This is a genomic window from Promicromonospora iranensis, from assembly GCF_028994805.1.
Taxonomy (GTDB): domain Bacteria; phylum Actinomycetota; class Actinomycetes; order Actinomycetales; family Cellulomonadaceae; genus Promicromonospora; species Promicromonospora iranensis.
In genome coordinates this window covers 209501-234981 of the sequence record NZ_JAJQQP010000010.1, presented here as the reverse complement: position 1 = coordinate 234981, position 25481 = coordinate 209501, and the positions used below count along the sequence as shown (strand labels likewise).

25 protein-coding genes and 1 tRNA gene are annotated in these 25481 nt (G+C 72.4%); 7 read left to right on the top strand and 19 right to left on the bottom strand.

The features are described from left to right. Position 1 precedes the first annotated feature (1 nt). Positions 2 to 847, top strand: a complete 846-nt coding sequence (locus LUM46_RS18300; RefSeq protein ID WP_274995774.1) for an alpha/beta hydrolase family protein — start codon at positions 2 to 4, stop codon at positions 845 to 847. 50 nt (positions 848 to 897) lie between these two features. Further along, a complete protein-coding gene (locus LUM46_RS18295; protein ID WP_274995772.1) occupies positions 898 to 2484 on the top strand; it encodes a dihydrolipoyl dehydrogenase family protein in 1587 nt (528 codons plus the stop codon). 123 nt (positions 2485 to 2607) lie between these two features. On the opposite strand, the gene LUM46_RS18290 is transcribed toward LUM46_RS18295, so the two are convergent. Then, a complete protein-coding gene (locus tag LUM46_RS18290; RefSeq protein ID WP_274995771.1) occupies positions 2608 to 3636 on the bottom strand; it encodes a glycine betaine ABC transporter substrate-binding protein in 1029 nt (342 codons plus the stop codon). Between the two features lie 112 nt (positions 3637 to 3748). Beyond that, on the bottom strand, positions 3749 to 4585 hold the full coding sequence (locus tag LUM46_RS18285) for an SDR family NAD(P)-dependent oxidoreductase (protein WP_274995770.1): 837 nt from the start codon (positions 4583 to 4585) through the stop codon (positions 3749 to 3751). A gap of 64 nt (positions 4586 to 4649) precedes the next feature. Here LUM46_RS18285 and LUM46_RS18280 point away from each other — a divergent pair, with 64 nt between their 5' ends. After that, the gene (locus LUM46_RS18280; RefSeq protein ID WP_274995768.1) at positions 4650 to 5246 is read left to right on the top strand and encodes a TetR/AcrR family transcriptional regulator; all 597 of its coding nucleotides are present in this window, start codon (positions 4650 to 4652) and stop codon (positions 5244 to 5246) included. A gap of 15 nt (positions 5247 to 5261) precedes the next feature. Here LUM46_RS18280 and LUM46_RS18275 read toward each other — a convergent pair whose 3' ends face one another. After that, a complete protein-coding gene (locus LUM46_RS18275; RefSeq protein ID WP_274995767.1) occupies positions 5262 to 5945 on the bottom strand; it encodes an ABC transporter permease in 684 nt (227 codons plus the stop codon). After that, positions 5942 to 6601: an ABC transporter permease gene (locus LUM46_RS18270; RefSeq protein ID WP_274995765.1), complete on the bottom strand. Its 660-nt coding sequence runs from the start codon at positions 6599 to 6601 to the stop codon at positions 5942 to 5944. The genes LUM46_RS18275 and LUM46_RS18270 overlap by 4 nt, the downstream gene beginning before the upstream one ends. Positions 6602 to 6642: 41 nt before the next feature. Between LUM46_RS18270 and LUM46_RS18265 the strand changes: the two genes are divergently transcribed. Together LUM46_RS18265 and LUM46_RS18260 are read left to right on the top strand one after the other, a co-directional pair. Beyond that, positions 6643 to 7704, top strand: coding sequence for an ABC transporter ATP-binding protein (locus tag LUM46_RS18265; RefSeq protein WP_274995764.1), 1062 nt, complete (start codon positions 6643 to 6645; stop codon positions 7702 to 7704). Positions 7705 to 7772: 68 nt separating this feature from the next. Next, positions 7773 to 8669, top strand: a complete 897-nt coding sequence (locus LUM46_RS18260) for an ATP-grasp domain-containing protein (protein WP_274995763.1) — start codon at positions 7773 to 7775, stop codon at positions 8667 to 8669. Positions 8670 to 8866: 197 nt separating this feature from the next. On the opposite strand, the gene LUM46_RS18255 is transcribed toward LUM46_RS18260, so the two are convergent. The 15 genes from LUM46_RS18255 to LUM46_RS18185 form a co-directional block, all read right to left on the bottom strand. Further along, positions 8867 to 9424, bottom strand: coding sequence for a DUF7010 family protein (locus LUM46_RS18255; protein WP_274995762.1), 558 nt, complete (start codon positions 9422 to 9424; stop codon positions 8867 to 8869). Between the two features lie 121 nt (positions 9425 to 9545). Next, positions 9546 to 9618: transfer RNA gene (locus LUM46_RS18250), tRNA-His, on the bottom strand. A gap of 72 nt (positions 9619 to 9690) precedes the next feature. Continuing rightward, positions 9691 to 10326, bottom strand: coding sequence for an oligoribonuclease (orn, locus tag LUM46_RS18245; RefSeq protein WP_274995761.1), 636 nt, complete (start codon positions 10324 to 10326; stop codon positions 9691 to 9693). A 172-nt stretch (positions 10327 to 10498) separates the two neighbouring features. Beyond that, complete coding sequence (locus tag LUM46_RS18240) at positions 10499 to 10648, bottom strand: hypothetical protein (RefSeq protein ID WP_274995760.1); 150 nt, start codon at positions 10646 to 10648, stop codon at positions 10499 to 10501. Between the two features lie 270 nt (positions 10649 to 10918). Continuing rightward, on the bottom strand, positions 10919 to 11098 hold the full coding sequence (locus LUM46_RS18235) for a hypothetical protein (RefSeq protein WP_274995759.1): 180 nt from the start codon (positions 11096 to 11098) through the stop codon (positions 10919 to 10921). A gap of 156 nt (positions 11099 to 11254) precedes the next feature. Then, a complete protein-coding gene (locus LUM46_RS18230) occupies positions 11255 to 12106 on the bottom strand; it encodes an FHA domain-containing protein (protein WP_274995758.1) in 852 nt (283 codons plus the stop codon). Next, on the bottom strand, positions 12103 to 13395 hold the full coding sequence (locus LUM46_RS18225; RefSeq protein ID WP_274995757.1) for a VWA domain-containing protein: 1293 nt from the start codon (positions 13393 to 13395) through the stop codon (positions 12103 to 12105). Before LUM46_RS18225 ends, LUM46_RS18230 begins: the two co-directional genes overlap by 4 nt. A 25-nt stretch (positions 13396 to 13420) precedes the next feature. Then, complete coding sequence (locus LUM46_RS18220) at positions 13421 to 14533, bottom strand: PP2C family protein-serine/threonine phosphatase (RefSeq protein WP_274995754.1); 1113 nt, start codon at positions 14531 to 14533, stop codon at positions 13421 to 13423. A gap of 119 nt (positions 14534 to 14652) precedes the next feature. After that, a complete protein-coding gene (locus LUM46_RS18215; RefSeq protein ID WP_274995752.1) occupies positions 14653 to 16935 on the bottom strand; it encodes a serine/threonine-protein kinase in 2283 nt (760 codons plus the stop codon). Continuing rightward, complete coding sequence (locus LUM46_RS18210; RefSeq protein ID WP_274995751.1) at positions 16932 to 18035, bottom strand: hypothetical protein; 1104 nt, start codon at positions 18033 to 18035, stop codon at positions 16932 to 16934. The genes LUM46_RS18215 and LUM46_RS18210 overlap by 4 nt, the downstream gene beginning before the upstream one ends. Next, positions 18032 to 19057, bottom strand: coding sequence for a glutamate ABC transporter substrate-binding protein (locus LUM46_RS18205; RefSeq protein WP_274995750.1), 1026 nt, complete (start codon positions 19055 to 19057; stop codon positions 18032 to 18034). Before LUM46_RS18205 ends, LUM46_RS18210 begins: the two co-directional genes overlap by 4 nt. Next, a complete protein-coding gene (locus LUM46_RS18200) occupies positions 19054 to 20394 on the bottom strand; it encodes a hypothetical protein (protein ID WP_274995748.1) in 1341 nt (446 codons plus the stop codon). The genes LUM46_RS18205 and LUM46_RS18200 overlap by 4 nt, the downstream gene beginning before the upstream one ends. Beyond that, positions 20391 to 21800: an AAA family ATPase gene (locus LUM46_RS18195; RefSeq protein WP_274995747.1), complete on the bottom strand. Its 1410-nt coding sequence runs from the start codon at positions 21798 to 21800 to the stop codon at positions 20391 to 20393. Before LUM46_RS18195 ends, LUM46_RS18200 begins: the two co-directional genes overlap by 4 nt. Continuing rightward, positions 21797 to 22372 (bottom strand): hypothetical protein, encoded by a 576-nt coding sequence (locus tag LUM46_RS18190; protein WP_274995746.1) that lies wholly within the window; start codon positions 22370 to 22372, stop codon positions 21797 to 21799. Before LUM46_RS18190 ends, LUM46_RS18195 begins: the two co-directional genes overlap by 4 nt. A gap of 20 nt (positions 22373 to 22392) precedes the next feature. Beyond that, entirely contained in the window at positions 22393 to 23613 is a 1221-nt protein-coding gene (locus LUM46_RS18185) for a toxic anion resistance protein (RefSeq protein ID WP_274995745.1), read from the bottom strand. Positions 23614 to 23833: 220 nt separating this feature from the next. On the opposite strand from LUM46_RS18185, the gene LUM46_RS18180 reads away from it, so the two are divergent. Together LUM46_RS18180 and LUM46_RS18175 are read left to right on the top strand one after the other, a co-directional pair. Further along, the gene (locus LUM46_RS18180) at positions 23834 to 24916 is read left to right on the top strand and encodes a helix-turn-helix domain-containing protein (RefSeq protein WP_274995744.1); all 1083 of its coding nucleotides are present in this window, start codon (positions 23834 to 23836) and stop codon (positions 24914 to 24916) included. Next, positions 24913 to 25449: a hypothetical protein gene (locus LUM46_RS18175; RefSeq protein ID WP_274995740.1), complete on the top strand. Its 537-nt coding sequence runs from the start codon at positions 24913 to 24915 to the stop codon at positions 25447 to 25449. Before LUM46_RS18180 ends, LUM46_RS18175 begins: the two co-directional genes overlap by 4 nt. The last annotated feature ends 32 nt before the right edge of the window (positions 25450 to 25481 follow it).

Genomic DNA, 25481 nt, shown 5'->3' with positions numbered 1-25481 from the left:
CATGAGTCCCCGGGTCACGGTCCTTCTCGACGAGTCCCGCCGCGCGCACGACGGCGGCGGGCCTCGCCCGGTCCGGATCTACGAGTGGCGCGCCGCACGCGACAGCGCGCCGCTCGTGGTGCTGTCCCACGGCACGGGCGGCAGTGCCCTCGACCTCTCCTGGTGGGCGGAGCCGCTGTGCGAGGCCGGGTTCGACGTCGTCGGCCTGGACCACCACGGGAACAGCCACGTGGACGGATACGTCGCCGAGGCCTTCGTCTGGTGGTGGGACCGGCCGCTCGACCTCTCGTTCGTCCTGGACCACGTCGCGCCGCGCGGTCCCGTCGGTGCCTGCGGGTTCTCGATCGGCGGGTACACCGCCGCGGCCGTCTGCGGCGCGCGCGTCTCCGCGGAGGCGTACCGCGCCATGCTCACGGGCGCGGTCGAGGCGGCGCCCACGCCGGAGTACCCCGGGCTCGCCGACGAGATCGTGGCACGGTACGGATCACTGCCGGACCGGCAGGAGGTGGCCCGGGCGTGGGTCTCGAAGGCGGCCGCGGACTATCGCGACCCGCGCGTCCGCGCCGGCTTCTTGCTCTGCCCGCTCGGGGCGCCCGTGGACGTCGACAGCCTCGCTGCTGTCGACGTGCCCGTCGCGGTGTCCTGGACGGCGAACGATCAGAGCCTGCCCGCCCCGCAGAACGCCCTGCGCTACGCACGCCACGTACCAGGAGCCGAGGGCGGTGTCGTCGGCTCGGCCGACTCCGGTCACTACGGCTTCGTCCTGCCCGACCAGGACGACCCGAAGGCGAAGGCCGACGTCGTGGACGCTTCGGTCGAGTTCTTCACCAGGACCCTCGCGAGGTAGGCGCCGCCGACCTCGTGCCACTCGTCTCACCGGCGTGGTGTGATGGCGCCATGAGCCTTTCTGAAGAGACGTTCGACGTCGTCGTGATCGGCGGCGGTCCGGTCGGTGAGAACGCGGCCGACCGCGCGTCGCGCACCGGCCTGTCCGTCGCCCTGGTCGAGTCCGAGCTGGTGGGCGGTGAGTGCTCGTACTGGGCCTGCATGCCGTCCAAGGTGCTGCTGCGCGCGGGCGCGGTGCGCGCTCTCGCCCGGGACACGCCGGGCCTGCGGGACCCGGGCGCGCCCGACGTCGCCGCCGTCCTCGCGCGGCGGGACGAGATCACCAGCGGCTGGGACGACGCCGGTCAGGTCTCCTGGGTCGAGGGCGCCGGCCTGACCCTCGTGCGCGGGCACGGACGGCTGGCCGGGGAGCGGCTCGTCGAGGTCACCGTGCCGCCGGCCGGAGCCGGCGGGACCGGTGCGTCCGACGGCGACGGCGCGGGCGGCCTCGGGGAGGCCGAGACGGGGGAGTCGCCGGCGACGCAGCTCCTGCGCGCCCGGCACGCGGTGATCGTCGCGACGGGCAGCGTGCCCGTCCTGCCCGACACCCCGGGGCTGGCCGAGGCGTCCCCCTGGTCGAGCCGCGAGGCGACGGCGGCGGACGCCGTCCCCGAGTCGCTGGTGGTCGTCGGTGGCGGCGTGGTCGGCGTCGAGATGGCGAACGCGTACGCGGACCTCGGCGCGCAGGTGACGCTGGTGGCCCGTGGCGGCCTGCTGTCGAACGCCGAGCCCTTCGCGGGGGAGATGGTCGGCGACGCGCTGCGCGGGCTCGGGGTGGACGTCCGGACGGGTGTCGAGGTGGCGTCGGTCGAGCGTCCCGGCGCGGGGTCCGGAGCCGAGGGCGAGGCGACCGGCCCGGTGACCGTCACCCTGACCGACGGCGACACGATCACCGCGGCCGAGATCCTCGTGGCGACCGGTCGCGTGCCGCGCACCGCTGACCTGGGCGTGGAGAGCGTGGGCCTGGACGAGTCGGGCCTCGGCCGTGGCGGCGCCCTGGTGGTGGACGACTCGATGCAGGTCGCCGGCGTCACGGGCGGCTGGCTGTACGCGTGCGGCGACGTCACGGGCCGCGCACCGACCACGCACCAGGGCAAGTACCAGGCACGCGTCGTCGGCGACGTGGTGGCCGCTCGGTACGGCACGGAGGCGGGGGACCGGGCGCCGACCGACGGTGAGCCGGGGCCCGCCGTCGGGCAGGAGGGCAGGGCATGGTCGCGGTACGCCGCGACCGCCGACCACACCGCCAGCGTCCAGGTCGTGTTCACCCAGCCGCAGGTGTCGTGGGTGGGGCCGACCGAGCGCGAGGCGCGCGCGGCGGGGATCCCGGTGGAGGCGGTCTCCTACGACCTGGCCTGGGTGGCCGGCGCGAGCGTCGAGACACCCGGGTACACGGGGCGTGCCCAGGTGCTCGTCGACACGCAGCGGCGCGTCCTGGTCGGGGCCACCTTCGTGGGGCCCGACGCCGGGGAGATGCTGCACGCCGCGACGATCGCCGTCGTCGGCGAGGTGCCGCTGGACCGGCTCTGGCACGCGGTCCCCGCGTACCCGACGGTCAGCGAGGTCTGGCTCCGCTTCCTGGAGTCGTACGGCCTCTGATCTGGCGCGTTGAGAAGTTCCCCTTCGAGGCCTAAGTTTCTCCGCTCTGAACTGTTTCAAGAGGGAGAAACTTAGGCCTCGAAAGGGAGTGGACTGGCCGCCGACTACGGCGAGGTGTCGGCGTTACTCGGACGGGGTCAGGGAGCCGTCCGAGCTGAAGACCAGGCCGAGCGTGACCTCACCCTGCTGGAGCGCCGACTTGGTCAGCGGGCCGCCGGCGTCGAGCGAGCGGAACTCCGCGAACTCCAGACCGTAGGTCTCCTCGAGACCTGGCTGGCAGAACGGGCGCTCCGTGCACTCCGGCGGGCCGCCGAGCACCAGGCCGCCGCAGGCCTCGGCGAGCTCGCTGAGCGTCGCGACGCCGTGCTCGTCGGCGAAGGCCTTGGTCACCGCGAACGCGTTCTGGTCCTGCGCGGGCGACGGCTCGCCGAACACGAGGCCGACCTCCTCGCCCAGCCCGGTGAGGGCCTCGGCGGTGGCGTCGAGGTCGCTGCTGGCGACCGGCTCCGCGTCGGCCCCGTTGACGTCCTTGTTGATGAACTCGGTGAGCGTGCCCACGTACTCGGGGATCACCTGGACCTGCGTGCCGTCCTCCAGCGCCGGGAGGTAGGCCTCGCGGTTGCCGATGGTGGTCACCTCGGTGTCGTAGCCGGCGGCGTTCAGCACCGTCGCGTAGATGGTGCCGAGGGTGGCGCTCTCTGCGAAGTCGGCGGCGCCGATGACGATCTCGCCGCTGCCGCTCTGCTCGGGGTTGTCGAGGCCGGCGTCCGCCACGAACTCCTCCGCGACCTCCTTGGAGGTGCGGCGGTCGACGTCGACGGCCTTGTTCAGGCCGATGAGGGTGTCGGTGTCGAGCGCCGCCGACACCGTGTCGAGGAGCGGGATCAGGGTGTCGTCGCCCTCGACGGCCGCCGCGTTGACGGCGGGGATGATGTTGTCGACGGTCTGCAGCTGCTTGTCGTCGTCGAGGACCACCAGCTCGTCGCTCGGGACCGCCTCACAGGCAGCGACGCTGCCGGCGCTCGTCGAGGTGCCGCCGCTGCCTCCGGCGGAGCCCGGCTCGCCGCAGGCGGTGAGGAGGGCGAGGCTGGCTACGGCGGCCGCGGCGCCGAGCGCCCGGGGCAGGGACACATGCGTACGGGGGAACTTCATCGAATGTCTCCGAACGTGGGTGACGTACAACTGTTCTACGGCTTTGATCGCCCCCCATTCGACCCCGGCCGGAGCACTATGGCAAGGGGTAAACCGGCTCGTGAGAAGTCCGTTACATTCTGCGGCCCGCTCCGGCGGGTGCTGCCGCGGCGGTGTTGCGCGAGCGGGCGCCGGCCGAACCGGACAGGAGCACGGCGTGGCGTCGGGTGAAGAGGCGTCCTGCTCCCGCTGCCAGGGCGTTGCCCCGGCCCGAGACGACGCTGGGCCGGCGGTTTCCCCGGTCCAGCGACCGCAGGGCGGTCCCGACGACCTGCTCGGGTGTCTGGTAGCTGCCGGAGTAGGCCCCGCCCTGGAGGTCGTCGAAGAACTCCGTGCGAGTGAGCCCGGGCGCGAGGGAGAGCACACGAAGGCCGCTCGATCGCGACTCGTACCAGAGCGCCTCGGTGAAGCTGAGGACGAAGGCCTTGCAGGCCGAGTAGACGGCCATGTCCGGGCCGGGCAGGTAGGCGGCCATGCTCGCCACGTTGACCAGGATGCCGCGCCCGGCCTGCCGGAGCGGCTCGATGAACGCGCGTGAGAGGTCCACGAGGTTCGCCACGTCGACGGCGATCTCGTCCTGCAGCCGGTCCGGGTCCTCCTCGTGGAACGGCCCGTCGGTGCCGAAGCCCGCGTTGTTCACGAGGCCCGTCACGGTGAGGCCGCGCGCCGCGACCTCGCTCGCCAGCGTCCGCCCGGCTCCGGGCCGGCTGAGGTCGAGGGCGATCGGGGTGGCGCGCACGCCGTGCTCGCGCTCGAGCTCGCTCGCGAGCTCCTGGAGGCGGTCGAGGCGGCGGGCGACCAGGATCACGCCGGAGCCGCGCTGGGCCAGAGCTCGTGCGAAGGCGGCGCCGATCCCTGAGCTGGCGCCCGTGACGATGGTGGTCTGCGAGGTGAAGTCGATGTCGGCCATACTGCACTGTACGCAGACTGTTGCACTCGGTGCAAGCATTCGCACCCAGGGTAGGATCACCCCCGTGGAGCCGACGTCTGAGACACCGAGCCTGCGCGAGCGAACGCGCAGGGCCGTCCACGCTGAGATCACCGACACGGCGCTGCGCCTGTTCGCCGAGCAGGGCTTCGAGGCGACCACCGTCGAGCAGATAGCGACAGCGGCCGGAATCTCGAGGCGGTCCTTCTTCCACTACTTCCGGAGCAAGGAAGACGTCGTCCTGGGCGATCTCGAGGCGCTCGGGCGCCGGGTGCGCGACGCGCTCGAGGCGCGTCCGGAGAGCGAGTCGGCGTGGGACGCGCTCCGCGAGGCGCTCAAGACCCTGCATGCTCCGGGCTCCGGTGCCGTGACGGCGCTGGAGATCGCCGACATGTACGCCGACGCGCCGTCGCTGCGCGCCAAGCACCTCGAGAAGCACCTGCGCTGGCAGGAGCTGTTCGCGCCCGACATCGAGCGCCGGCTCGGCATCGCCCCCGGCACCACTGCCGACCCGCGCGCTCGTGCCGTCATCGCCGCAGCGCTCGCCTGTCTCGACACGGCCGTCGAGGCCTGGCGCGAGTCGGGCGGCACGGCAGACCCCGTGGACCTGTTCGACGCGGCGGTCGCCGCCGTCCGAGGCTGACCCGGAGCGCCGCCCCTAGCCGGCGCTCGCGCGCAGCGGGGCGGGCGTCGCCAGGCGCTGCCCGACCGCGAGCACGGCGTCGATCGCGAGACAGAGCGCCGCGACGAGCACGCCGCCGGCGAGCACCTCGCCGTACCGCTGGGTGCCCATGCCGAACGCGATGATCTGGCCCAGGCCGCCGCCCCCGGCGAGCGCCGCCAGCGGGATGGTCGCGACCACCTGCACGATGGTGGTCCGCAGTCCGGCGGCGACGAGGGTGGTGGCGAGCGGCAGCTCGACCTGGAGCAGGATGCGGCCGCCGCTCATACCCATGCCGCGGGCGGCGTCGCGCGCGTCGGGGTCGGCGCCGCGCACGCCCTCGTAGGTGTTCACCAGGAGGACCGGCACGGCGAAGAACGCCGCGGCGATGACGGTGGCCGTGTTGCCGAACAGCCCGCCTGCTGCGAGCAGCAGGATGATGCCGAGCGTGGGCATGGCACGAGAGGCGTTGGTGAGCCAGACGACCAGACCGGCGCCCTGCCCGCTGTGCCCGAGCCAGGCGCCGACGGGTATCGCGACAGCGGCCGCCGCCGCGACGGCGGCCGCGGTCATGAGCAGGTGCTCGGCGGTGAGGTCGAGGACGCCGCCGGGCTCGGTCCAGGTCAGTGGGTCGTTGAGCCAGACGAGCGCCTGGTCGACGACGCCGGTGGGGGCGGTCATGCGGTCCTCCTGCGCAGCCAGGGGGTCAGTGCTCGGCCGGCGGCCCACAGGACGAGGTCCAGCAGGAGGGCGAGCAGGATGGTCGCGAGCGTGGCCGTCATGATCTCGGCCCGGTAGAAGTTGTTGCGGAAGCCCTGGAACATCAGCTGTCCCAGCCCGCCGTACCCCACCACGACCCCGACGGTGACGAGCGCTACCGTCGAGACGGTGGCCAGCCGGAGGCCGGCGATGATGCTCGGCAGCGCGCTGGGCATCGCCACCTGGACGAGCAGCCGGCCCGGCCCGTAGCCCAGGCCGCGGGCGGCGTCGATGACCGCCGGGTCCACGGTGGCGAGCCCGGCCACCGTGTTGCGCAGGATGATGAGCAGCGCATAGACCACGAGGCCCACGAGGACGGGCGTGCGGCCGATGCCGAGCAGCGGCGCCAGGATCGCGAACAACGCCAGGGACGGCACCGTGTACGCCACGGCGACCGCACCGAGCACGGGCCCGGACAGCCACCGGGACCGGGAGATCAAGGCCCCCAGGGGGATGGCGATCGCCGCGGAGATCGCGACCGCCTCGATGGTCAGGCCGGCGTGCTCGACCGTGCGCTGCCACAGCAGGGGCGCGTTGTCGACCACGTAGGACCAGGAGAACCAGGGGTTGCCGGGCATGCCTGAGAACCTACCGCGTGCGACCCGGTAGGTTCTCAGGCATGACTGCCCGCACCGTGATCGAGCTGGAATCCGTTCGCAAGGCGTTCGGGACCGGCGCCGTCGCCGTCGAAGGACTGAGCCTCGCCGTCCGCGAGCACGAGATCCTCGCGCTCGTCGGCCCGTCCGGCTGCGGCAAGTCCACCACGCTGCGCATGGTGAACCGTCTGGTGGAGCCGACGTCGGGCCGGATCCTGCTCAACGGCGAGGACGTGACGACCGCCGACCCCGTGGCGCTGCGCCGCCGCATCGGCTATGTCATCCAGAACGTCGGGCTGTTCCCGCACCGCACCGTCGAGGCGAACATCTCGACGGTGCCCGCGCTGCTGGGCTGGGACCGCCGGCGCACCCGGGCGCGGGTGGCCGAGCTGCTGGAGCTCGTCGGCCTGCCGGCCGCGAACTTCGCGAAGCGGTACCCGCACGAGCTGTCCGGCGGTGAGCGGCAGCGCATCGGCGTGGCCCGGGCGCTGGCCACCGACCCGCCGGTCCTGCTGATGGACGAGCCGTTCGGCGCCGTCGACCCGGAGTTCCGTCGGCACCTGCAGACCGAGTTCGCGCGGATCCACCGCGAGACCGGGACCACGGTGATCCTCGTGACGCACGACATCGACGAGGCGGCGCGGCTCGGCGACCGGATCGCCGTGCTGTCCCGCGGGGGCACGCTCGAGCAGATCGCGAGCCCGCTCGCGGTGCTGGCCCACCCGGCGTCCGACCGGGTGCGCGACTTCATCGGGGACGGCTCCGCCTCCCGCATGCTCGCCCTCGCCCAGGTGCAGGCGGCCGACCTGGAGAGCGCGGACCACATCGTCCAGCCGGCTCCCGCGCCCGTCCGGCTCGGCGCCCGCCTGACCGACGCGTTCGAGGCGGTCGCGGCCCTGCCGGGCTCGGCGATGGGCCGGGTGCCGGTCGTGGGGAAGTCGGGCGACGTCGTCGGTTCGCTCACCGCCGACGGCATCCTCGGCGCGCTGCGCCGGGCCGCGGACGCGGCGGGAGCCGGCCCGGACGCCCAGGACGCCGTCGGCGGCGTTCCCGAGGACGCGCCCGGCCGCGAACCGGCAGTGTGACCGACGCCGCTCCTCACGCGGCGTCCGGCGCGGGACCCCGGCCGAACCGGTCCCGATAGTCTCGGTGCGTGACCAACGCCCGTGTAGCCCTCGCCACCTGCTCCCAGCTGCCCGACCTCGACAAGGACGACGTGCCGCTGATCGGCGCGCTGGCCGAGCGCGGTGTGACGGCCGAACCCGCGGTGTGGGACGACCCCGCCGTGGACTGGCAGTCCTACGACCTCGTCCTGGTCCGCTCCACCTGGGACTACTCGCCGCGCCACGACGAGTTCCTCGCGTGGGCGCGGTCGCTGCCCCAGGTCGCCAACTCCGCCGACGTCATCGAGTGGAACACCGACAAGCGCTACCTCCGCGTGCTGGAGGAGGCCGGGATCCCGGTGATCCCCACCATCTGGCTCGACCCCGCGCGGCACCTGTCCAAGCGTGCGGTGCACACCCGCATGCCCGCGTTCGGTGACTTCGTGGTCAAGCCCGTCGTGAGCGCCGGCGCCAAGAACACCGGGCGCTACCAGCCCGTGTCCGCCGAGTCCCGCGGCAAGGCGATCGCCCACGCCGTCCGGCTGCTCGACGACGGCCGCTGGGTCATGATCCAGCCCTACGTCACCTCGGTCGACACCACCGGCGAGACCTGCCTCATCTTCATCGACGGCGAGCTCACCCACGCCGTCCGCAAGAACGCGGTGCTCACCGGCCCCGCGGAGGACACCAGCGAGCTCTACGCGGAGGAGGAGAAGTCCGCGTTCGAGGCCACGCCCGCGCAGATCGAGGTCGCCGAGCGGGCGCTCGCGGTGGCCCGGGAGGCCACAGGCGCGGAGCTCACCTACGCGCGTGTGGACCTCGTCTCGGGGGACGACGGAGTCCCGATGGTCATCGAGCTGGAGCTCACCGAGCCGTCGCTGTGGATGAAGTACGGCACGGGTGTCGAAGGCAAGCTCGCGGACGCCGTGGTGAAGCTGCTGGGCTGAAGAATCCAGGCCGGGCATCTCGGGCGTCGCCGAATCTCCTGACGGACTGCCTGGGGCTGGTGCGAGCATCGGTCCGGCGGCGAATCATCGAAGCCGCCGGACAACGAGTCCAGCAGCATCCACCACGCGAACGGCGGCCAGAGGCCGTGCCTTCAGCGGGCAGCCGACCTCTCGGTCGACCGGGAACCTGTTTCCGGCTATCCGGCGAGCAGGTGAAGTCCCAGGAAGAGCAGTGCTGTGCACAGCAGGAGGCCGCCGGTGAGGAAGCTGACCCGGGCAGGCGTCGTCCGCCGCTCCGGCTCCGCGGCGGCGAACATCACCGTGGCCGTGCCCAGGGAGATCAGCACTGCCATCACGAGGTAGACCGGTGTCTGGTAGAGCCAGGAGTACAGCACGAAGTGCATCGACGTGATCGCCGCGAAGGCGAAGGGCACGAGGGTGTACCGGTGCTTGACGACCAGGAAGACCAGGAACGGCAGCCCGAGGAGCTGTGAGGTCCCGACAAGCACCGAGAGCTGCGTGATCTCGTCGGGCACCGGCCGTTCCCCACCGATCGCCCCGATCAGTGCCGAGAGGCCCAGAGCGGCCGGGAGGGCGACCATGCCCTGGAAGAGGGTGGCGAAGGCGGCCACGCGTTCTGACGCGCGAAGCCAGACGACGCCGCAGACCACCCACGTGACGCCATAGGCAGCCAAGAAGGCCAGCCCGGACATGTTCTGCTCGGCGAGGAGCCCGAGCGACTCGACCAGCTCCATGGCCACCATGCTGGCATCTGGCGGCGAGGTGACGGCTCCCGACATGCGCCCCGCAACAAGAACGAGGTCCGAACATCACCCGAGAATGTTCCTCGAGTGACGTCCGAACCTCGTTCGTCCGGGTGAGCGACGGGACTTGAACCCGCGGCCCTCGCGACCACAACGCGATGCTCTACCAGCTGAGCTACGCCCACCATGCCCGCCGATCGTGGACCGGCGGCCGTCGAAAAGCATACATGCTCGGTGGCCCCGGACCGAACTGAAAACTACGGGGCGAGCTGCTTCGTGACGGACGTCTCGGCGACGCGCTGCGCCGCGGCGCGTGCGGTGGCCGTGTCAGGTCCTGGCTGGGTGGGGAACAGGACCTCGCGGTAGTAGCGCAGCTCGTCGATCGACTCGAGGATGTCGGCGAGCGCGCGGTGACCGCCGCCCTTCTTCGGCGACGCGAAGTAGACACGCGGGTACCAGCGGCGTGCGAGCTCCTTGATCGACGACACGTCGACGATCCGGTAGTGGAGGTGCTCCACGAGCTCGGGCATGTGCAGGTCGAGGAACGTCTTGTCGGTCCCGACGGAGTTGCCGGCCAGGGGTGCCTTGCCCGGTTCGGGTACCCACTCCCGGACATAGGCCAGGATCTGCTCCTGCGCCTCCTCGAGCGTCAGTCCCCCGTCCAGCTCGTCGAGCAGGCCGGACGTGGTGTGCATGGCGCGGACGAAGTCGTTCATCTGCGCCAGCGCTTCGGCTGGGGGCTTCACGAGGACATCGACACCGGTGCCCAGGACGTTGAGGTCGGAGTCGGTGACGATCGCGGCGACCTCGACGAGCGCGTCGGCGCGCAGGTCCAGGCCCGTCATCTCGCAGTCGATCCAGACGATCCGCTCGTTGGGGTGGGGAAGGCTCACGCCGCTCAGCCTATTGCGTCCGGAGCGGCGAGGTGACGCCGTGGCTGTGGTCCGGACACAGGAAGGCCCTCCCGTGGGCGACCGAGGTCGTCCGAGGAAGGGCCAGGGTGTCCGACCTCGAGGTCGGCGTCACGGACCGTCGTCAGAAGCTACGGGCGGCCGGACCGGACGGTCAGATCAGGCGGAGCCGCTTGGAGCGCTTGGCGGTGCGGCGCTCGGGACGCTCACGCAGGGCGCGCTCCTGGGCACCGGCGACCTCCGCACGGCGGGCGATCTCGGCGACCTGTGCGCGGCCGATGTAGTACGCGGTCTGGGCATGCATGTGTCTGGTCCTTCCAGGGGTGGGGAGAGGATGACGGTGGGGAAGGGCGCGCCGGCCGGGTCACGGCTCGAACGTCCCTCGCGTGTTTCCGTCGTGTTACATCATCCCTGATCACGGAAATACCGCGCAAGGCGGACAGGCGTGACGTGCGGCACCCTGGCGCAGGTCAGGGGCACGACGCCGAAGCAGAGCGGGTCCTGGGACCACGCTCTGCTTCGGGGGTGTCGAGGGGCGCCGGGTGCCGGTGGGTTCCGGCGGGCGCCGCGGGGATCATGCCGACCGGACACGCAGGGCGGGAACCCGTGCGCGGCTGTCGCTGCGGTGTGCGGCGCGGACCTCGGCCTTGCGTCGCTTCTGCTCCTGACGGAGCCGGTGAGAACGCCGGTCTTCCTCGGCGTCGCGGAGGCGGTCCCGGTGGAGGGACAGCGCCAGGTCGTACTCGGTGTGCACGTGAGTGCCTTTCGTGACGCTGGATGTGTCGGTCTCCCGACATGGGCCTGGCCGGGCCCTTCCACCGCCCGGTATGGGACCGGACGGACGTCACCGCGGTGTGCCCTGAGCCTCCCAGGTGAGGTCCACGGAGCGCACGGCTTTTTTGTCCCGGGGCTAGGCCTCGCCGGGGAGGGCCTTCCGGATGACCAGGCGTGTCCAGGCACCGATGTAGATCCGGTCGCTCTCCTCGACCTCCCGCCGGATCCCCTGGGTCAGCGGGGTGTCGGGCAGGGGATCGCCCGTGGCGGCGACGAACGTGCCGTTCGACGAGCCCAGGTCCTCCACCCACCAGCGCAGCCCGTCGGTCGTCAGCTGGCAGTGGCGGCGGGACACTCCCGGGTCGCTGCCGCAGTCGACGTCGGGCCGGATGTTCCGGGACTGCGACGGCCGCCCCACCAGGAGGCTGCGCTGCCGCAGCGTCACGAGGCCGGGCAGGCCCGCCGACGGCATCGGGTCCTCGGGGCGCTCGTGCGCGTACCAGTCGGGGTCCACCCAGATCTCCGCGACCCACGCGTCGTCGCCCGGGACGGGCGGCGCGCTGAGCCCGCCACCGTCCGCCGACGGTGCGGGCACCCCGCTCGTCGACGGCGCCGGCGTGCTCGGCGGCGGGGAGGTCGACGACGGTGCGGTCGGTCCCGGAGGGTTCGCCGGCGGAGCCGTACCCAGGCCGCTCAGGTCCAGCGCGGACGGCGGCGGTGCCGGCGGCGCTGCCGTACCGGTGGTGAAGTCGTACCCGCAGTTCTCGCAGAACAGGGAGCCGGAGGGGGACAGGTCGCCGCAGTTGGGGCAGGTCACGGGGCCGGCGGTGGAGCCCTCGGCCGACGCCTCGGCAGAGGCACCCGCGGCAGGGTCCACCGCGGGCGCGTCCGGCTCGGCCGGCGGCCGGCCGGCCGGGATCGGCGTACCGCACACGTCGCAGTAGTCCGTGGCCTGGCTGGGGTGGCCCTCCGGGCAGACGACCGTCATGCGCGCCGTACCCGGGTCGTCTTGGTGGACGCGGTGTCGAGTGCCATCTCGTCCAGCTTGGCGGTGTTCCGCTTGAGACGCACGGTGCCCTCCTCCTCGTTCTCCACCTCCACGATCTTGCGCAGGCGTGAGGTCGCCTCGTCGTTGCCCGTCTCGGCGGCGAGCTGCACGGCGCGGCCGAGCTTCACCGTCGCCGTCGCCTCGTCGCCGGAGGCCTTCGCGGCCAGGCCCTCCTGGATGGCCGAGGCGAGCTCCGCCTGGCCCGTGTAGTGCGCCACCTCGGGGCTGATCCGGGCGGTGAGCGTGGAGTCGTCCGACCACTTGGCCTTGACCAGGCCCGACGCCGTCACCTCGTCGCCCACGGCGACCTGGACGCGCGCCGCGAGCTGCTCGGAGCCCACCGGCTTCGCCGGCACGCGGACCGCCACGTGGTACTCGCGGGTCTCGTCGGCCCACGCGCCCGTCGGGTAGGCGCTCGTCAGGGCGTTCACCTGGGTGCGGCGGCCGGTGAGGTCGTCGACCTCCGGCGCGACCTGCTTCACGAACAGGACCTCGGACCCCTGCGGCGCCCACACGCGCAGGTCCACCGAGGCGACACCTCGGGCCATGGACTTGCGGACGAGGGCGGCGAAGTCCTCGGCGATGTCCTCCGGCCGGGCGATGAGGTCGACGGTGCCGAGCAGGGCGGTGGAGATCTTGCGCAGCTCCTCCACCACCCAGCGGTCGCCGACGCCTCGGGCGTCGCACTGGAAGTGCCCGGTGACGTCCGCGATCATCCGGTCGAGGTGCATCGTCGGCTCGGACTCGTTCTTGCCGTCCGTCAGCAGGATCAGGTGCTTCTGGGCCACCGGAACGGTGGCGAAGAGGTCGTCGGCGAGGCGGAGCCAGGACGAGATGGCGGTACCGCCACCGGCGGCCATGGTCGAGATGGCGCGCTTGGCCTCGGTCCGGGCGCCCGGCTCCATGGCCACCATGGGCACGCGCGCGTTCGGGTACGGGAAGATCCGGGTCGCCACGTGCGAGCCGCCGATGATGGCGAACAGGGTGCCGTCAGGGATCTGGTCCACGGCCACTGCCGCGGCGTGCTTCGCCGCGTCCATGTTGCGGCCCTGCATCGACCCGGACGTGTCGACGGCGACGATCTCGGCGACGCCTGCGGCGCCCGGCTGTGCACCGGCGTCGGCGGTGGATCCCGCGCCCGTGCAGGTCACGGACACGACGGCGTGCACATCAGTGGCACCGTCGGACAGGAACTCGTTCTGAAAGACCTCGGCGGAGAACTCGGCCACGGTGGCTCCTCTCGGTAACGGCAGGCTATCGCTGCTCGGTGGCAGCGGGGGAGACACGGGCGAGCGCAGCGGTGATGTTGTCCCGCCCGCCCTGTGCGTTGGCCCAGCGCACGAGCGCCGCGGCCGTGGTGTGCGGGTCGCCGGAGGTGGCGAACCGCTGCACGAGGTCACTCATCTCGTGCGCGTCGGAGCAGTAGTTCCAGAGGCCGTCGGAGCACACCAGGAGCCAGCCCGGCCCGGCCGGGACGGTGGCCGCGCAGCGTGCGTCGGTGTCCGGCGCGTCCGGACCCAGCCACCGCGTGATCGCGTGCGCCTGGGGTGACGTCTCTGCCTGGGCGCGCGGCACCCCGGCCGCGATCATCTCCTGGGCCCACGAGTCGTCGACGCTGAGCTGCTCGGCCTGCCCGGAGTCCGGCAGCCAGTACACGCGGGAGTCGCCCAGCCATCCCGCGACGATCAGGCCGTTGTCCACGACGGCGGCCACGAAGGTGCACGACGGCGGGTCGTCCGTCACGTTCGTGCCCTTCGTCGCGGCGAGCTGTTCCGCGGCGCCCCGCACGGCCTGGCCCGCCGCGCGCGACGCGGCGACCATCGCGTCGGTCCAGCCGGCGATGCGCCGGCTGGTGGCGCCCTCCACGGAGCTCGACCCCTCCGGCCCGTAGGCGACGAGCACGTCCCGTGCCGCCCGGCTCGCGGCGAGCGAGGCGACGTCGGAGTCGGGGGCGCTGGACACGCCGTCGCAGACCACGAGGGCCGCGAAGGTGCTGCCCGCGGCGAGCGCCATCGCGTCCTCGTTGCGTGCGTGGCGCACACCCCGGTCGCAGACGCCCGCGACCCAGTCGGCCGGGCGCTCCTCGAAGTGGTCGCGCTCGGACTGGCCGGGCGTTCCGCAGTCGGCGCAGTACCCGTCCGGGGCGATGGTGCCGCCGCACGCCCCGCAGGACCGGCGGGCGGAGGAGTCGCCGGTCGCCGGGTCCGGGTCCACGACGGTGGGCGCCAGCTCGAGGGTCACCTCGGAGGGGCTGGTCGCCGCGGTGGTGCCCAGCGGCGTGCCGCAGTTCTCGCAGAATCTGGCGCGGGGCGCCGCGTTCTCTCCGCAGTGGGGGCAGCGGGCGAGGCTACTGTCGTCGGCACTCATGTCTGGGTCGGTCTCCTTGCCTCGTCAGGGTTCGCACCCCGCGACTGTCTTTCAGCGGATCACCGTGAGCGGATCACCGTTCGGTGCCTCGGTGCACCGGTTCCGGTTCGGCGGGCCGCTCAACGCATGGTCCACCGCCGTACGGAGTTTGCCCGGTCGACGAGCGCCACGCGCTCCGAGCGGTCGTCGGTGAGGCGGGCGAGCGCGCGCAGGGCCTGTTCGAGCCGGTCCCGCAGGGCGGGTTCGGTGGCCTCGGCGCCGGCCACGCGCACGCTCGGGTCGGGACCGCCGCGGGTGACCAGGCCGAGCGCGCCGGAGAGGGCGTCGACGGTGACCTCGGCCTTCGGGCGGTCGGGGACGTGGGCGTCGTCGAGCCCGGTGACGGCGTCGGACAGGTCGAGCAGGGTGCGCCGCGCACCGACGAGGAGCCGGGCCCGCCGCAGGCGGGCGTCGGGGAAGGAGCCCCGGGTGGGTCCGACGAGGTCGAGCGCCCGGAGGGCGCCGTCGAGGTCGTCGCCGCCCGCCCGGACGCGGGCGAGGCCGAATGCGGCGGCACCGGTGTAGTTGGAGTCGGCGCGCGCGATGATGCCGTAGAGCTGCTCGGCGACGCCGGGTTCGCCGGACACCTCGCAGACCGTGGCGAGCGCGAGCTTCGGCGCGGGCTCGCCGGGCACCTGCCCGTAGACGGCGTTGAACGAGGCGCGGGCGGCTGCCGGGTCGCCCGCCGAGAGGTGCCCGAGGCCCTCCATCCAGGCGGCGCGCCACTCCCAGGGGTCGTGCTCGAGGATCTGCGCGACGGTCTCGCGCAGCCGGCCGAGGTCGCCGGCCTCGATGGCGGCCCGGGCCAGGGCGAGCCGTACCTCGACGGTGGGCTCCGTGGCGCCGGAGAGCGCGACCATGCGGGCGGTCGGGTCGGCGACGTTCACGCCGGCCAGCCAGGACGCCATCGGGTCGGTGGAGTCCACCTTGAGCACGGGGAGCTCGTGCCAGCCCAGCGCCCCGTCGGCGCCGTCGAGCGGCGGTACACCGAACAGGACCGACTCCGCGGACGTCGTGGCGGTGTACCCCGGGCCCTTGTCGGTGGCGACCACCTCGCGGAGCACGCCGAGGAGCTGGACGCGGGCCTCGTCGACGGTCGCGAAGCGGTCGGCGGGGGCCGGCGCGCACGCCTTGGCCAGCCAGCGGTAGAAGGAGTCGTACTTCTGGAAGACGGGGGTCTCGGCGACCGGCGGGAACGACGACTGGTACACGGTGGTGTTGCCGCGGAAGTCCAGCACCAGGGAGGCCAGGGTCCGGCCGAGCGTGAAGATGTCGGACGCCACCGACGGCCCGATCTCCGCCACCTCGGGCGCCTGGTAGCCGATGGTGCCGTAGATGGCCGACGTCATGTCGTCGGTGCGGCGTACGCCGCCCATGTCGATCAGCTTGACGCCGTCGCCCTGGGCGATGATGTTGTCCGGCTTGAAGTCGCAGTACAGCAGGTCGTGGTCGTGCAGGTAGCTGAACGCGGGCAGCACCTCGAGGATGTACGCGATGGCCTGGTCCACGGGCAGCGGCCGGGCCTGCCCGCCGCCCTTGTCGCGGCGCTCCTTGAGCACGTCCTTGAGCGACTTGCCGCCCACGAACTCCATGACGGTGTAGCCGAGGCCCTCGTGCAGGACGAAGTTGAAGATCTCGACGATGAGCGGGTGCTCCACCTCGGCGAGGTACTGGCGCTCCGCGACCGCCGCCTCGTACGCCTCCCGGTCGCCCGCGTTGAGCAGGCCCTTGAGCACCACCCAGCGGCCGCTGACGTTGCGGTCGCGCGCCAGGTAGATCCAGCCCAGGCCACCGTGGGCGAGGCAGCCCACCACCTCGTACTGGCCGGCCAGGAGGTCGCCCCCCTTGAGCGCGGGGGCGAAGTCGTACCGCGCGCCGCAGTGCCCGCAGAACCCGGCGATGCGGCCGGGGACGCCGTCGCGGGCGCGGCCCACCGGCTGGCCGCAGGTGGGGCAGTACCGCTTGTTCTCCGCGAGCTCGGGCGTGGTCATGACGGCCTGCAGCGGGTCGGCGACCGGGGTGTGCGGCACGGTGGTGAGGCCCGCGCCGAGCCGGTGCCCGCGCAGCCGCGTCGAGCCGGTGCCGACGCGCCGGGTCTGGTAGGTGCCGGGCGCCACGCGGGCCGAGCCCAGGGCCGTGGACGCGAGGCGGGACGAGCTGGTTCGTCCGGTGGAGGGTTGCGACATCTCAGGCATCCCGCCCGAGGCGCGCAGGGTCGTCGGGTCGTCGGCGCCCCACGAGGCCGCCACCGCGGCGAGCGCGCCGCCGGCGGGGTTGCCGCCGGCGGGGGCGCCGCACACGTTGCAGTAGCCGTCCTCGATGGTGCCGGTGCAGCCCGGCTCGGCGCAGGCCTGTGTCGTCATCGGTGTCCCTCCGGGAGATCGCGCACGAGCATCTCGAGCTGCTCGGTGAAGTGCCGTGCCAGGGCCAGGTCGCAGGGCGTGGCGTCCAGCGCTTCGCGCGCCTCGTCCTCGCCCGCCTTCACGGTGGACGACGCCGCCCGCCCGTTGCCCTGGGCCTTCGTCATCAGGTTCTTGACGCGGTAGCGCAGCTCGGCGCGCTCGCGCAGAGGTGCCGTGTAGGCGTCCTCGACCTTCTCCATCGCGCGTTCGACGGCGCCCAGCCGTTGGACGTACGTCGTGAGCCGGTCGGGCTCGGTGGGCACGTCACCGAGCCGGGCCACGTCCGGGACGGCGAGCCGCGGCGGGTCGGCGATCTCCCGGCGGCAGCGGTCCGCCACCTGGTTGAGCACGGGTGCCCGGTCCGCCAGGGAGGTGCGCAGCGCGACGGCGCGCTCCCGGTCCTTGGCGAGCGACCGGCGGCGTGCCGTGGCCACGATGAGGTCCCGCTCGCTGCGCGCGACGTCGTCCTCGAGCGCGCCGAGCGGTCCGGTGATGTCGGCACCCCGGGCGGCGTCGGACGTGAGGCGCGCCAGCCGGTCGCGCAGGCGGGCGACGACGGCGTCGTCCTCGGTGTCGGCGGAGGCGTGCGCCGCGTCCTCGGCCCGGACGATCCCGGCGGCCACGGACCGCAGGCGGGCCGTGACGTCGGCGGCGTGCGGGTCGAAGGAGAGGCGGGTGGCGAGCTGGTCCGCCTGCGCGTCGCAGAGGCGCGCGGCGTCGACCAGGGAGAGCAGCGAGGTGGCCGGGTCGCCGCCCAGGCGGCCCCAGATCAGCTGGGACATGCGCTCGCGCGCGACAGCGTCCGCGCGGCCGGAGTCCCACACCGCGACCAGCTCGTCGGTGCGCGTGCGCACCGCCTGCCACAGGGTCAGGGCCAGCACGACGTCGGCCGTCACGGAGCTCTCGTCGGAGCGGTGCGCCGCGGAGTCGAGCCGGTCCAGGTCGGCACGGCGCGCGTCGAGCCACGCCTGGAGGTCCGACAGGTAGCTCAGGAGCTCCGCGGGCTCGGCCGCGACCCCCAGGGCGCCGGGCGGTGCCGGCGCACGTCCGGTCCTGCTCACGGTGTCCGTCCGTACACGGGCGTGGGTGCGGCGGGCGCCGGGCCGAGCGCCCCGCCCAGCCAGCGGTCGTAGGACTCCTCCCACCGACCGTCGGAGACCATGTCCTCCAGCACACCGTTGACGAACCGCACCATGTCCGGCTGGTCGGACGGGATGCCGACGCCGTAGGGCTCGTCGCTCACGGCGTCGCCGACGACCTTCGCGTACGGGTCCTGCGCGGCGAAGCCGGCCAGGACCGTGTCGTCGCCGGTGATGGCGTCCACCTCACCCTGCTGGAACAGGACCAGACACGTGGTGTGGGTGGCGGCCGGCACCGCCTCGACGCCCTCCCACTCCCCGAGCCGCTCCAGGGTGGTGGTGCCCTCGGGCGCGCAGACCCGCTGCCCGGCGAGGTCCTCGATGCCGGTGACCTCGGAGGTGGAGGGCACCAGGAGCTTCTGGCCCGCGTGGTAGTACTCCGCCGAGAACGCGATGTTCTCCCAGCGGTCGCAGTTGATGGTGAAGGCGCGCGTCACGATGTCGACCTCGTGGTCGGCCAGGACCGTCTCGCGGTCACCCGACGTGATCACGCGGAACCGGATCTTGTCCGGGTCGCCGAGGATCGCGTCGGCGATCTGCCGGGCCACGTCGATGTCGAAGCCCTCGATGTCGCCCGTGAACGGGTTGCGCGAGCCCATCAGCAGCGTGTCCGCCGATACTCCCACCTCGAGCGCACCGCGCTCCCGGATGGCCGCCATCGTGGAGCCGGACGTCACCTCGGGACTGCCGCCGGGGGCCATGGACGCGACGGCGGGCCGCCCGTCGCTGCAGTCCTGGGCGGCGGTGGCGGTGCTGGGCACCGCTCCGCCGGTCGCGGCCTCGGGGGCCGACTCCTGCGTGGACCCCTGCGCCGTCGAACCCACCCCGGCCGCGCCGGTGAGCAGGTGCGTGGTCGGCTCGGGCGCGCACGCCGCCGTCGTGCCGACGAGGGCGAGCGCCACGAGGGCGGTGACGATCGGTCTGCGGGCGGTGCGCATGCTCATCGGTACTCCTTCAGGCGGACGTTCATCCCGGCGGCAGCGGCGACGGCACCTGCGACCCCGAGCACGAGGGCGATCCAGGCCGCTACCTGCGCGGTGGTCGCCGCGGAGCCGAGCCGGTCGACCGCGTCGTCGCTCATGGCCTCGACGTCGGCGTGGGCCTGGTCGGAGAACGCGGTGAAGGCGGCGCCCGCCGTGTCGTCGCCCGTGGCCGTCGCGGCCCTGACCGCGTCGTCCCAGCTGCCTTCGTCGTCCAGCGCGCGGATCTCCGTGTGCTTCTCGTCCCACGCGTTCAGGAGGGACAGCGGGTCGGAGCCGGTGTCGGTCGCTTCGGCGGCCTCGGCAAGCAGGGCCTTGGCGTCGGCGAGCGACGTCTGGTACGACTCCTCGAAGTCGCCCCCCGACCCGCGCTTGATCAGGGTGAAGGACTCCATCGACTTGGCGTCCGTGGCCAGCGACAAGGCTTCCGACGTGGCGACGGTCGCCGCGTACGGGCCGCTTGCCACGGACCGGGCGACGCCGTTGCCGCCCAGCACCGCTGCCGCCGCGACCACGCCGCCCACGAGGAGGGCGACGCTCGCGGCCGCCAGGCCGGTGTTCAGGACGCGGTGCGTGCGCCGCGCGAGCCAGAGCTGGACGGCGCCCAGAGCCACCAGCGACAGCAGCACGAACAGCAGGAGGGCCTGGGCCAGGGAGACGGAACCCATGTCGGCGTCGACCCGCTGCGACGTGGAGACCGCCACCTCGTCGATGGTGGGCAGCACCTCGTCGCGCAGCGCCGCCGACGCCTGGTCCAGGTACGCCGCACCGACCGGGAAGCCCTGCCGGTTGTTCGCCCGGGCCGACTCGACCAGACCCGCGTACCGCTGGACCGAGTCGGCGACCGCTGCGAGGTCCGCGGCCTCCCCGGCGCCCCGCGCGGTCGCCGCCAGGGACGGCACCGCCTCGGCGGCCTCGGACAGGCTCGTCTCGTAGCGCTCGCGTGCCTCCGTCGGCTCCAGCCCACCCACGAGGAACGCGTTGGTCGCCGTCGCGTCGGCCGACACCAGGTCGTTGCGCAGCTCCTGCGTACCCACCAGCTGGGCCGCGTCCCGCTGCGCGTCCTGCAGCGCCGCGGACTGGCCGTTCCCGGCGAGGAATCCGGTCACCCCGAGGAGCAGGCAGGCCACCACGGCCACCGTCGTGGCCAGTGCCAGGCGGCCCGGAGTGGTCGCGAGACCCGCCCGGAGACGGCCGGCCGGCGTGACGGGCGCGGCCGTGGTGCCGGGTGTGGTGCTGGTTGTGGTGCTGGGCCCGGGGTCTGCCGCGGCCGGGTTCGTCGTCGTCAGCGGTGCGGTCACGCGGTGGCCTCGCTGTCTGTCCCGATGTCCACGACATCCTCCAGGTCTTCCGGGACCAGCGTGCGCAGCTGGTCCAGCGTCGGTCGTTCAACGTCCCGCAGGCGCCAGGCGTGCCGGGCGATCGCGGAATCAAGCACATTGCGGGCCCAGCGCCCGTTGCCGAAGCCCTCGCCGCGCGCCTGCTGGGCCGCGAGGCGGTCGAAGCGCTCCAGCGTGGCGGCCTCCGGTTCGAAGTCGGCGGCCCGGGCCATGCTCGCGAAGATCTGTCGCAGCTCGTCGCCGGAGTAGTCCTCGAAGGTGATGGTGCGCGCGAACCGGCTCTCCAGCCCCGGGTTGGTGGCCACGAACCGGGCCATCGGGCCCGGGTAGCCCGCCACGATCACGACGAGGTCGTCGCGGTGGTCCTCCATGTCCTTGACCAGGGTATCCACCGCCTCACGGCCGTACTGGTCCTCGGCCAGGGCGTACGCCTCGTCGATGAACAGCACGCCACCCAGGGCGCGCTCCACCACCGCTGTCGTCTTCTCGGCGGTCTGCCCCAGGTAGCCGGCGACCAGCTCCGAGCGGTCCACCTCGACGAGGTGACCCTTGTCGAGCAGGCCCAGCGCGCGGTAGATCCCGGCGACGAGGCGGCCCACCGTCGTCTTGCCCGTGCCGGGGTTGCCGACGAACACCAGGTGACGCGTCAGCGTCGGGGCGCTCAGGCCGGCCTCGCCGCGGAGGCGCTCGATGCGCAGCAGCTCGGTCTGGCGGCGGATCTCGTCCTTGACGCGTGTCAGTCCGGTGAGCTGGTCGAGCTCTTCGAGGAGGTCTTCCAGGGTGCGTTCTTCGGCGGGCTCGGGGACTTCGGCAGGGGCGGCCTCGGGCCCCGCGGCCTGTCCGGTGCGCTCGCGTTCCGCGGTGGGGAAGGGGAGGTGGTCGCGGGAGTCGCCTGAGTGCGTCGAGGAGGGGCGGGTGGCCGGCAGGGGTGCCGGCGCGTGCGGCGACGCCGGTGCCGCGTCGCGGCCTGCTGCCGCGCTGCGGTGGACCGCCTTGGTGCCCTCGGCCGCCGCGATGGCGCTGATGCTGGGGTCGCCCAGGGCGGCCGCGGCGTCGACGACCGTTGCCAGCACTTCCGCATACTGCTGTGCCTGGGGCGAGCCGGTGGTGACGAGCTCTGCGAGCAGGTCGGTCGGGGCGGAGCGCCAGCGGCGGGCGCCCACCGCGGCGTCGAAGAACGGCTGCAGGCTGCCGCCCGACGTCGGACGCCCCGTGGCAGCGATCCAGTCGGCCGGGGCGCCGGGGGAGGACTCGGCGACCGCAGCAGCCAGTCGCTCCCCCTCGGCGCGCGCCGCCGCGCCGCTCACACCGACGGTGGTGGCCGTCGCGGCGAGAGCGTCGAGCGCTGCGCCGAGTGCGGTGGTCACGGGGCCTCCAGGGGGGCGGGACCCGCCGTCGTCCCCGGACCGGACGTACCGGGGGCGGGCAGCGAGCCCGGTGCGGAGCCGGGGAGCGTCAGGCCGGAGGTGCCGAACTTCTCCTCGAGGAACCGGCCGTGGGCCACGAGGGCGACGGCGTCGGCGCGGGACACGGCGTCGGAGATCTTGTCGATGGTGGCGCCCAGCAGGTCGAGCTGGTCGCACAGGATCATGAGCGACGTCTTGCCCCGGTCCACGACCCGCCGGTCGGCGAAGTCACGGGGGAGGCGCAGGTAGGCGTCGACGGCCTCGGGCAGGTAGCTGGTCGCGGTGGCGACGACCGTGTGCGCCTGCTGGGAGCCGGCGCCGAGCCGGTCCAGGCGGGGCGCCATCTCGTGCACGGTCTCGGCCACGCGCTGGACCCGGGCGGTCACCGCGGCGGGCGCCCGGCCGGTCGCACGCTCCAGCACGGCGTCGACGGATGTCACGATCTGCTCGGTGGTGGGCGGGGCCGGGATCGTGACGGTCTGCTCCGCTTCCTCGGTGCGTCCGCCGCCGAAGAGTCGCCGCCACCAGCTCATGCCTGCCTCCGAGCCCGCCGTCACGGGGTGTTGAGGTCGAGAGAACCGCTCGCCACGCCGTCGGTGTTGGTGCGCCGTGCCCGCTCCACGTACGCCGAGGCCTTGGTGGTCTCGGTCTCGAGCACGCCGATGGTCTGCGACATCGAGTCGAGCGCCCGGCTCTTGAAGTCGCTGATGGAGTCCATCGTGGCGTAGATGTTGGCGAACGCGGACTGCAGCTGCTCGATGCCGACCGTCGAGCTCGCGGCCTGCTCCTGGATGGTGGCCGACTGGTCGGCGAGCATCTTGGACGTCGCGGCGATCATGTTCGACGTCGTGGTGTTCAGCGCGCCGATCTGGTCCAGCACGAGCTTCTGGTTCGCGAGCGCCTGCGCCACGATGACGGCGGTGCGCAGCGCGGAGACGGTCGTGGTGGTCGCCCGGTCGACGCCCTTGGTGAGCTCGATGTTGTTCTTGATGATGATGTCGATCGCGAGGTAGCCCTGGATCGAGACCGCGAGCTGCGTGAGCAGGTCCTGGTGCTTCTGGCGCACGTAGAACAGGACGTCCTCGGACAGTGCCTTGGCCCGTTCGGGGTCGGCGACCTGGAGCTCGGCGATCTTCGCGGAGAGCTGGGCGTCGAGCCGCTCGGCCACGTAGATGTACTGGTTGAGCCGCGCCATCGTGTCCCAGAGGTTCTGCTTCTCCAGGTTGAGCGCGGCGTTGTCCTTGCGCAGCTCGTCCTGGCCGTTGTAGAGGGCCTGGATGATGGCGTTGAGCTGACCCTGGGCCGACTCGTAGCGGCGGAAGTAGTCCTGGAGCTTGTCGCCGAACGGGATGATCCCGAGGATCTTGCGGCCCACGCTCGCCTCGGACGGGTCCAGGTCCTCGACGGTGCGGCGCAGCTCCAGCAGGGTCTGGCCCACCTTGGAGCCGTCGGCGAGGCCGCCCTCCTTGAGCGCGCGGACGGGCGTGGCGAGCAGGCGGTTGCTGGAGTCGGCGGCCTGGCGGATGTCCTGGTCGCCCATGGTGCGCACGTCGTCGGCGCGCTTGGCGAACTCGGGGCTCTTGGTGTCGGCGCTGAGCAGGCCGTCGAGGTAGGTGCTGACCTTCTGGTCGAGCGCGGGTGCCGCCGCGGGGTCGACCTTGGGCGCCATCTTGGGCGCCTGGGTGGCGGCGACGGGCTGGACCGGGTCGGGTGCGCTCAGCACGAGGGGTTCGGCTGCGGGGGCAGGCGGTTGAAGCGGCATCGGCTCGGTCATCGGTGCTCCTCGCGATAGGGCGTCCGAACGCGGCGAGTATATGCCGCGGGCCTCCGCCGCCGAGGGCGAAGGCGCGGCTCGGCGGGATGAGAACGTGGGGGCACCGGCAAGAGTTCCCGGTGTCACCGTCTGGTCGTGTGGCGACGAGTCTTCGGGCTCTCTGGTCCACCCAGGGAGCTGGCTGGTTGCGCTTATCGCAACTACCGTCGATCATGGCTACATGGACACATCACTCCCCGCTCGTGTCCGCCAAGCGATCGAGAAGTCTGGCCTGACGCAGGCGGACTTCGCCACGAAGGTTCGGCTGACTCCTGACAAGCTTTCCAAGTCGTTGAACGGGACTCGGCGCTTCACCACCCTGGACCTGGCTCTCATTGCGGAGACGGCAGGCACTACTGTCGACTGGCTTCTCACAGGTCGTGAGCCGGAGCGCCCCGCTATGGCGGCGCGCGCATCCGCGGACCATGCGACAGCGACCATCGAGAGCATCGCTGAGCGGTTCCATCGGGCGGACCAGCAGTTGCAGCAGCTAAGGGGCTCACGAGAACTGACGCCTGTGCCGCTGGAACTTGACGCTTCTGGGCTGGCCAAGTGGGCGACCGGACGGCTGGCTGAGCGGTCCTTGACCGTGCAGGCTCTGAGCACTCCGGACCTGATCAACGCCCTGGACACTGCCTTCGACGTCGACACGGTCGTCGAGAGGTTCCCGGGTGGCTTGGACGGGTTCGCGTGGCAGACGTCGACGCTTCGCCTGATCGGAGCTGGCATGACCCTCTATTGGGCGCGCCAACGCTTCACGATCGCACACGAGCTCGGTCATATCCTGCTGCGTCATGCGCACGACCTCGTGGCGGAGAATGTGGGCCAGCATGGAAAGCACCCCCACGAGAAGGCCGCAGACAAGTTCGCCGCCGAGTTCCTCATGCCTGAAACGGTTCTGCGGGCGGCTGCTCCGACCGGTCACCTGGTGCGAGCGGAAGCGATCCGGCTGGTCAACCTGCTGCAGGTCTCGCCCGTGGCTCTCAGTTGGCGTGCGCGCAACCTCGGGCTGATCAGCCCGTCCGAACAGCGGGAGCTTGCCGCGTTGACCGCCGAGACGTGCAGCATCCTTGGGCGTCGCCCGGAACTGGCACACCAAGCCGGAACCGATTCTGCAGCACGTAGGTTCCCGCGACGGATCGTGGTCGGACACCTGAATGCGTATCAGGAGGGGGAGACCTCTGCGAGACCGCTTGCGGACCTCCTCAGCGTCCCGGTTGAGCAGATCATCGAGTCATTCGCTGCCGGGGGCCAAAGCCATTGAACCGCTACTGGTTTCCGGACACCTCTGTACTCTGCAACTTCGCCGCGACCGCACGGACCGACCTCCTGAAGGCGGAGTTTGTCGGCCGTGGGCGATGGACCGCTGCTGTGGCCTATGAGGCTGAGCGCTCGACAGCATTTCTGGTCGATCTGCAACGGGTTATTGATGAAATGTGGCTCGGTGAGCCGGTCGAGACCACCGAGGTCGAAGCGGCGATGGTCGAACGGATCCGAATCGCCGCTTTCGGTGGCACCCCGGACAGGCCCTTTCAGCATCTCGGCGAGGCGGAAACCTGCCACGTGCTGCGTACCCGCGCGGAGTTCTCAGGGTCGGTATGGATGACTGACGACGCTGCGGCCTATGACTACGGTCGCCGTACAGGGTTGACAACGTGGAGCACGCGGACCTTGGTCGAGCACATGATCGCGAACGGTGATCTGACCGCCCAGTCGGGGTACGACCTGCTGGAACAGATGGTGCATGCGGACCGCTACGTGCACCGTATGCCCGGCAGTCGCAACGAACTGGCCTGAAGCCCAGCCGCCTGCGACCGGCGAACCGGAAT

Coding starts and splice junctions, on each gene's coding strand:
- LUM46_RS18185 (WP_274995745.1), bottom strand. CDS start 23,613: ATGACCGAGCCGATGCCGCTTCAACCGCCTGCCCCCGCAGCCGAACCC.
- LUM46_RS18190 (WP_274995746.1), bottom strand. CDS start 22,372: ATGAGCTGGTGGCGGCGACTCTTCGGCGGCGGACGCACCGAGGAAGCG.
- LUM46_RS18215 (WP_274995752.1), bottom strand. CDS start 16,935: ATGACGACACAGGCCTGCGCCGAGCCGGGCTGCACCGGCACCATCGAG.
- LUM46_RS18205 (WP_274995750.1), bottom strand. CDS start 19,057: ATGAGCATGCGCACCGCCCGCAGACCGATCGTCACCGCCCTCGTGGCG.
- LUM46_RS18220 (WP_274995754.1), bottom strand. CDS start 14,533: ATGAGTGCCGACGACAGTAGCCTCGCCCGCTGCCCCCACTGCGGAGAG.
- LUM46_RS18300 (WP_274995774.1), top strand. CDS start 2: ATGAGTCCCCGGGTCACGGTCCTTCTCGACGAGTCCCGCCGCGCGCAC.
- LUM46_RS18255 (WP_274995762.1), bottom strand. CDS start 9,424: ATGGAGCTGGTCGAGTCGCTCGGGCTCCTCGCCGAGCAGAACATGTCC.
- LUM46_RS18265 (WP_274995764.1), top strand. CDS start 6,643: ATGACTGCCCGCACCGTGATCGAGCTGGAATCCGTTCGCAAGGCGTTC.
- LUM46_RS18275 (WP_274995767.1), bottom strand. CDS start 5,945: ATGACCGCCCCCACCGGCGTCGTCGACCAGGCGCTCGTCTGGCTCAAC.
- LUM46_RS18270 (WP_274995765.1), bottom strand. CDS start 6,601: ATGCCCGGCAACCCCTGGTTCTCCTGGTCCTACGTGGTCGACAACGCG.
- LUM46_RS18285 (WP_274995770.1), bottom strand. CDS start 4,585: ATGGCCGACATCGACTTCACCTCGCAGACCACCATCGTCACGGGCGCC.
- LUM46_RS18295 (WP_274995772.1), top strand. CDS start 898: ATGAGCCTTTCTGAAGAGACGTTCGACGTCGTCGTGATCGGCGGCGGT.
- LUM46_RS18230 (WP_274995758.1), bottom strand. CDS start 12,106: ATGACGGTCGTCTGCCCGGAGGGCCACCCCAGCCAGGCCACGGACTAC.
- LUM46_RS18240 (WP_274995760.1), bottom strand. CDS start 10,648: ATGCATGCCCAGACCGCGTACTACATCGGCCGCGCACAGGTCGCCGAG.
- LUM46_RS18290 (WP_274995771.1), bottom strand. CDS start 3,636: ATGAAGTTCCCCCGTACGCATGTGTCCCTGCCCCGGGCGCTCGGCGCC.
- LUM46_RS18180 (WP_274995744.1), top strand. CDS start 23,834: ATGGACACATCACTCCCCGCTCGTGTCCGCCAAGCGATCGAGAAGTCT.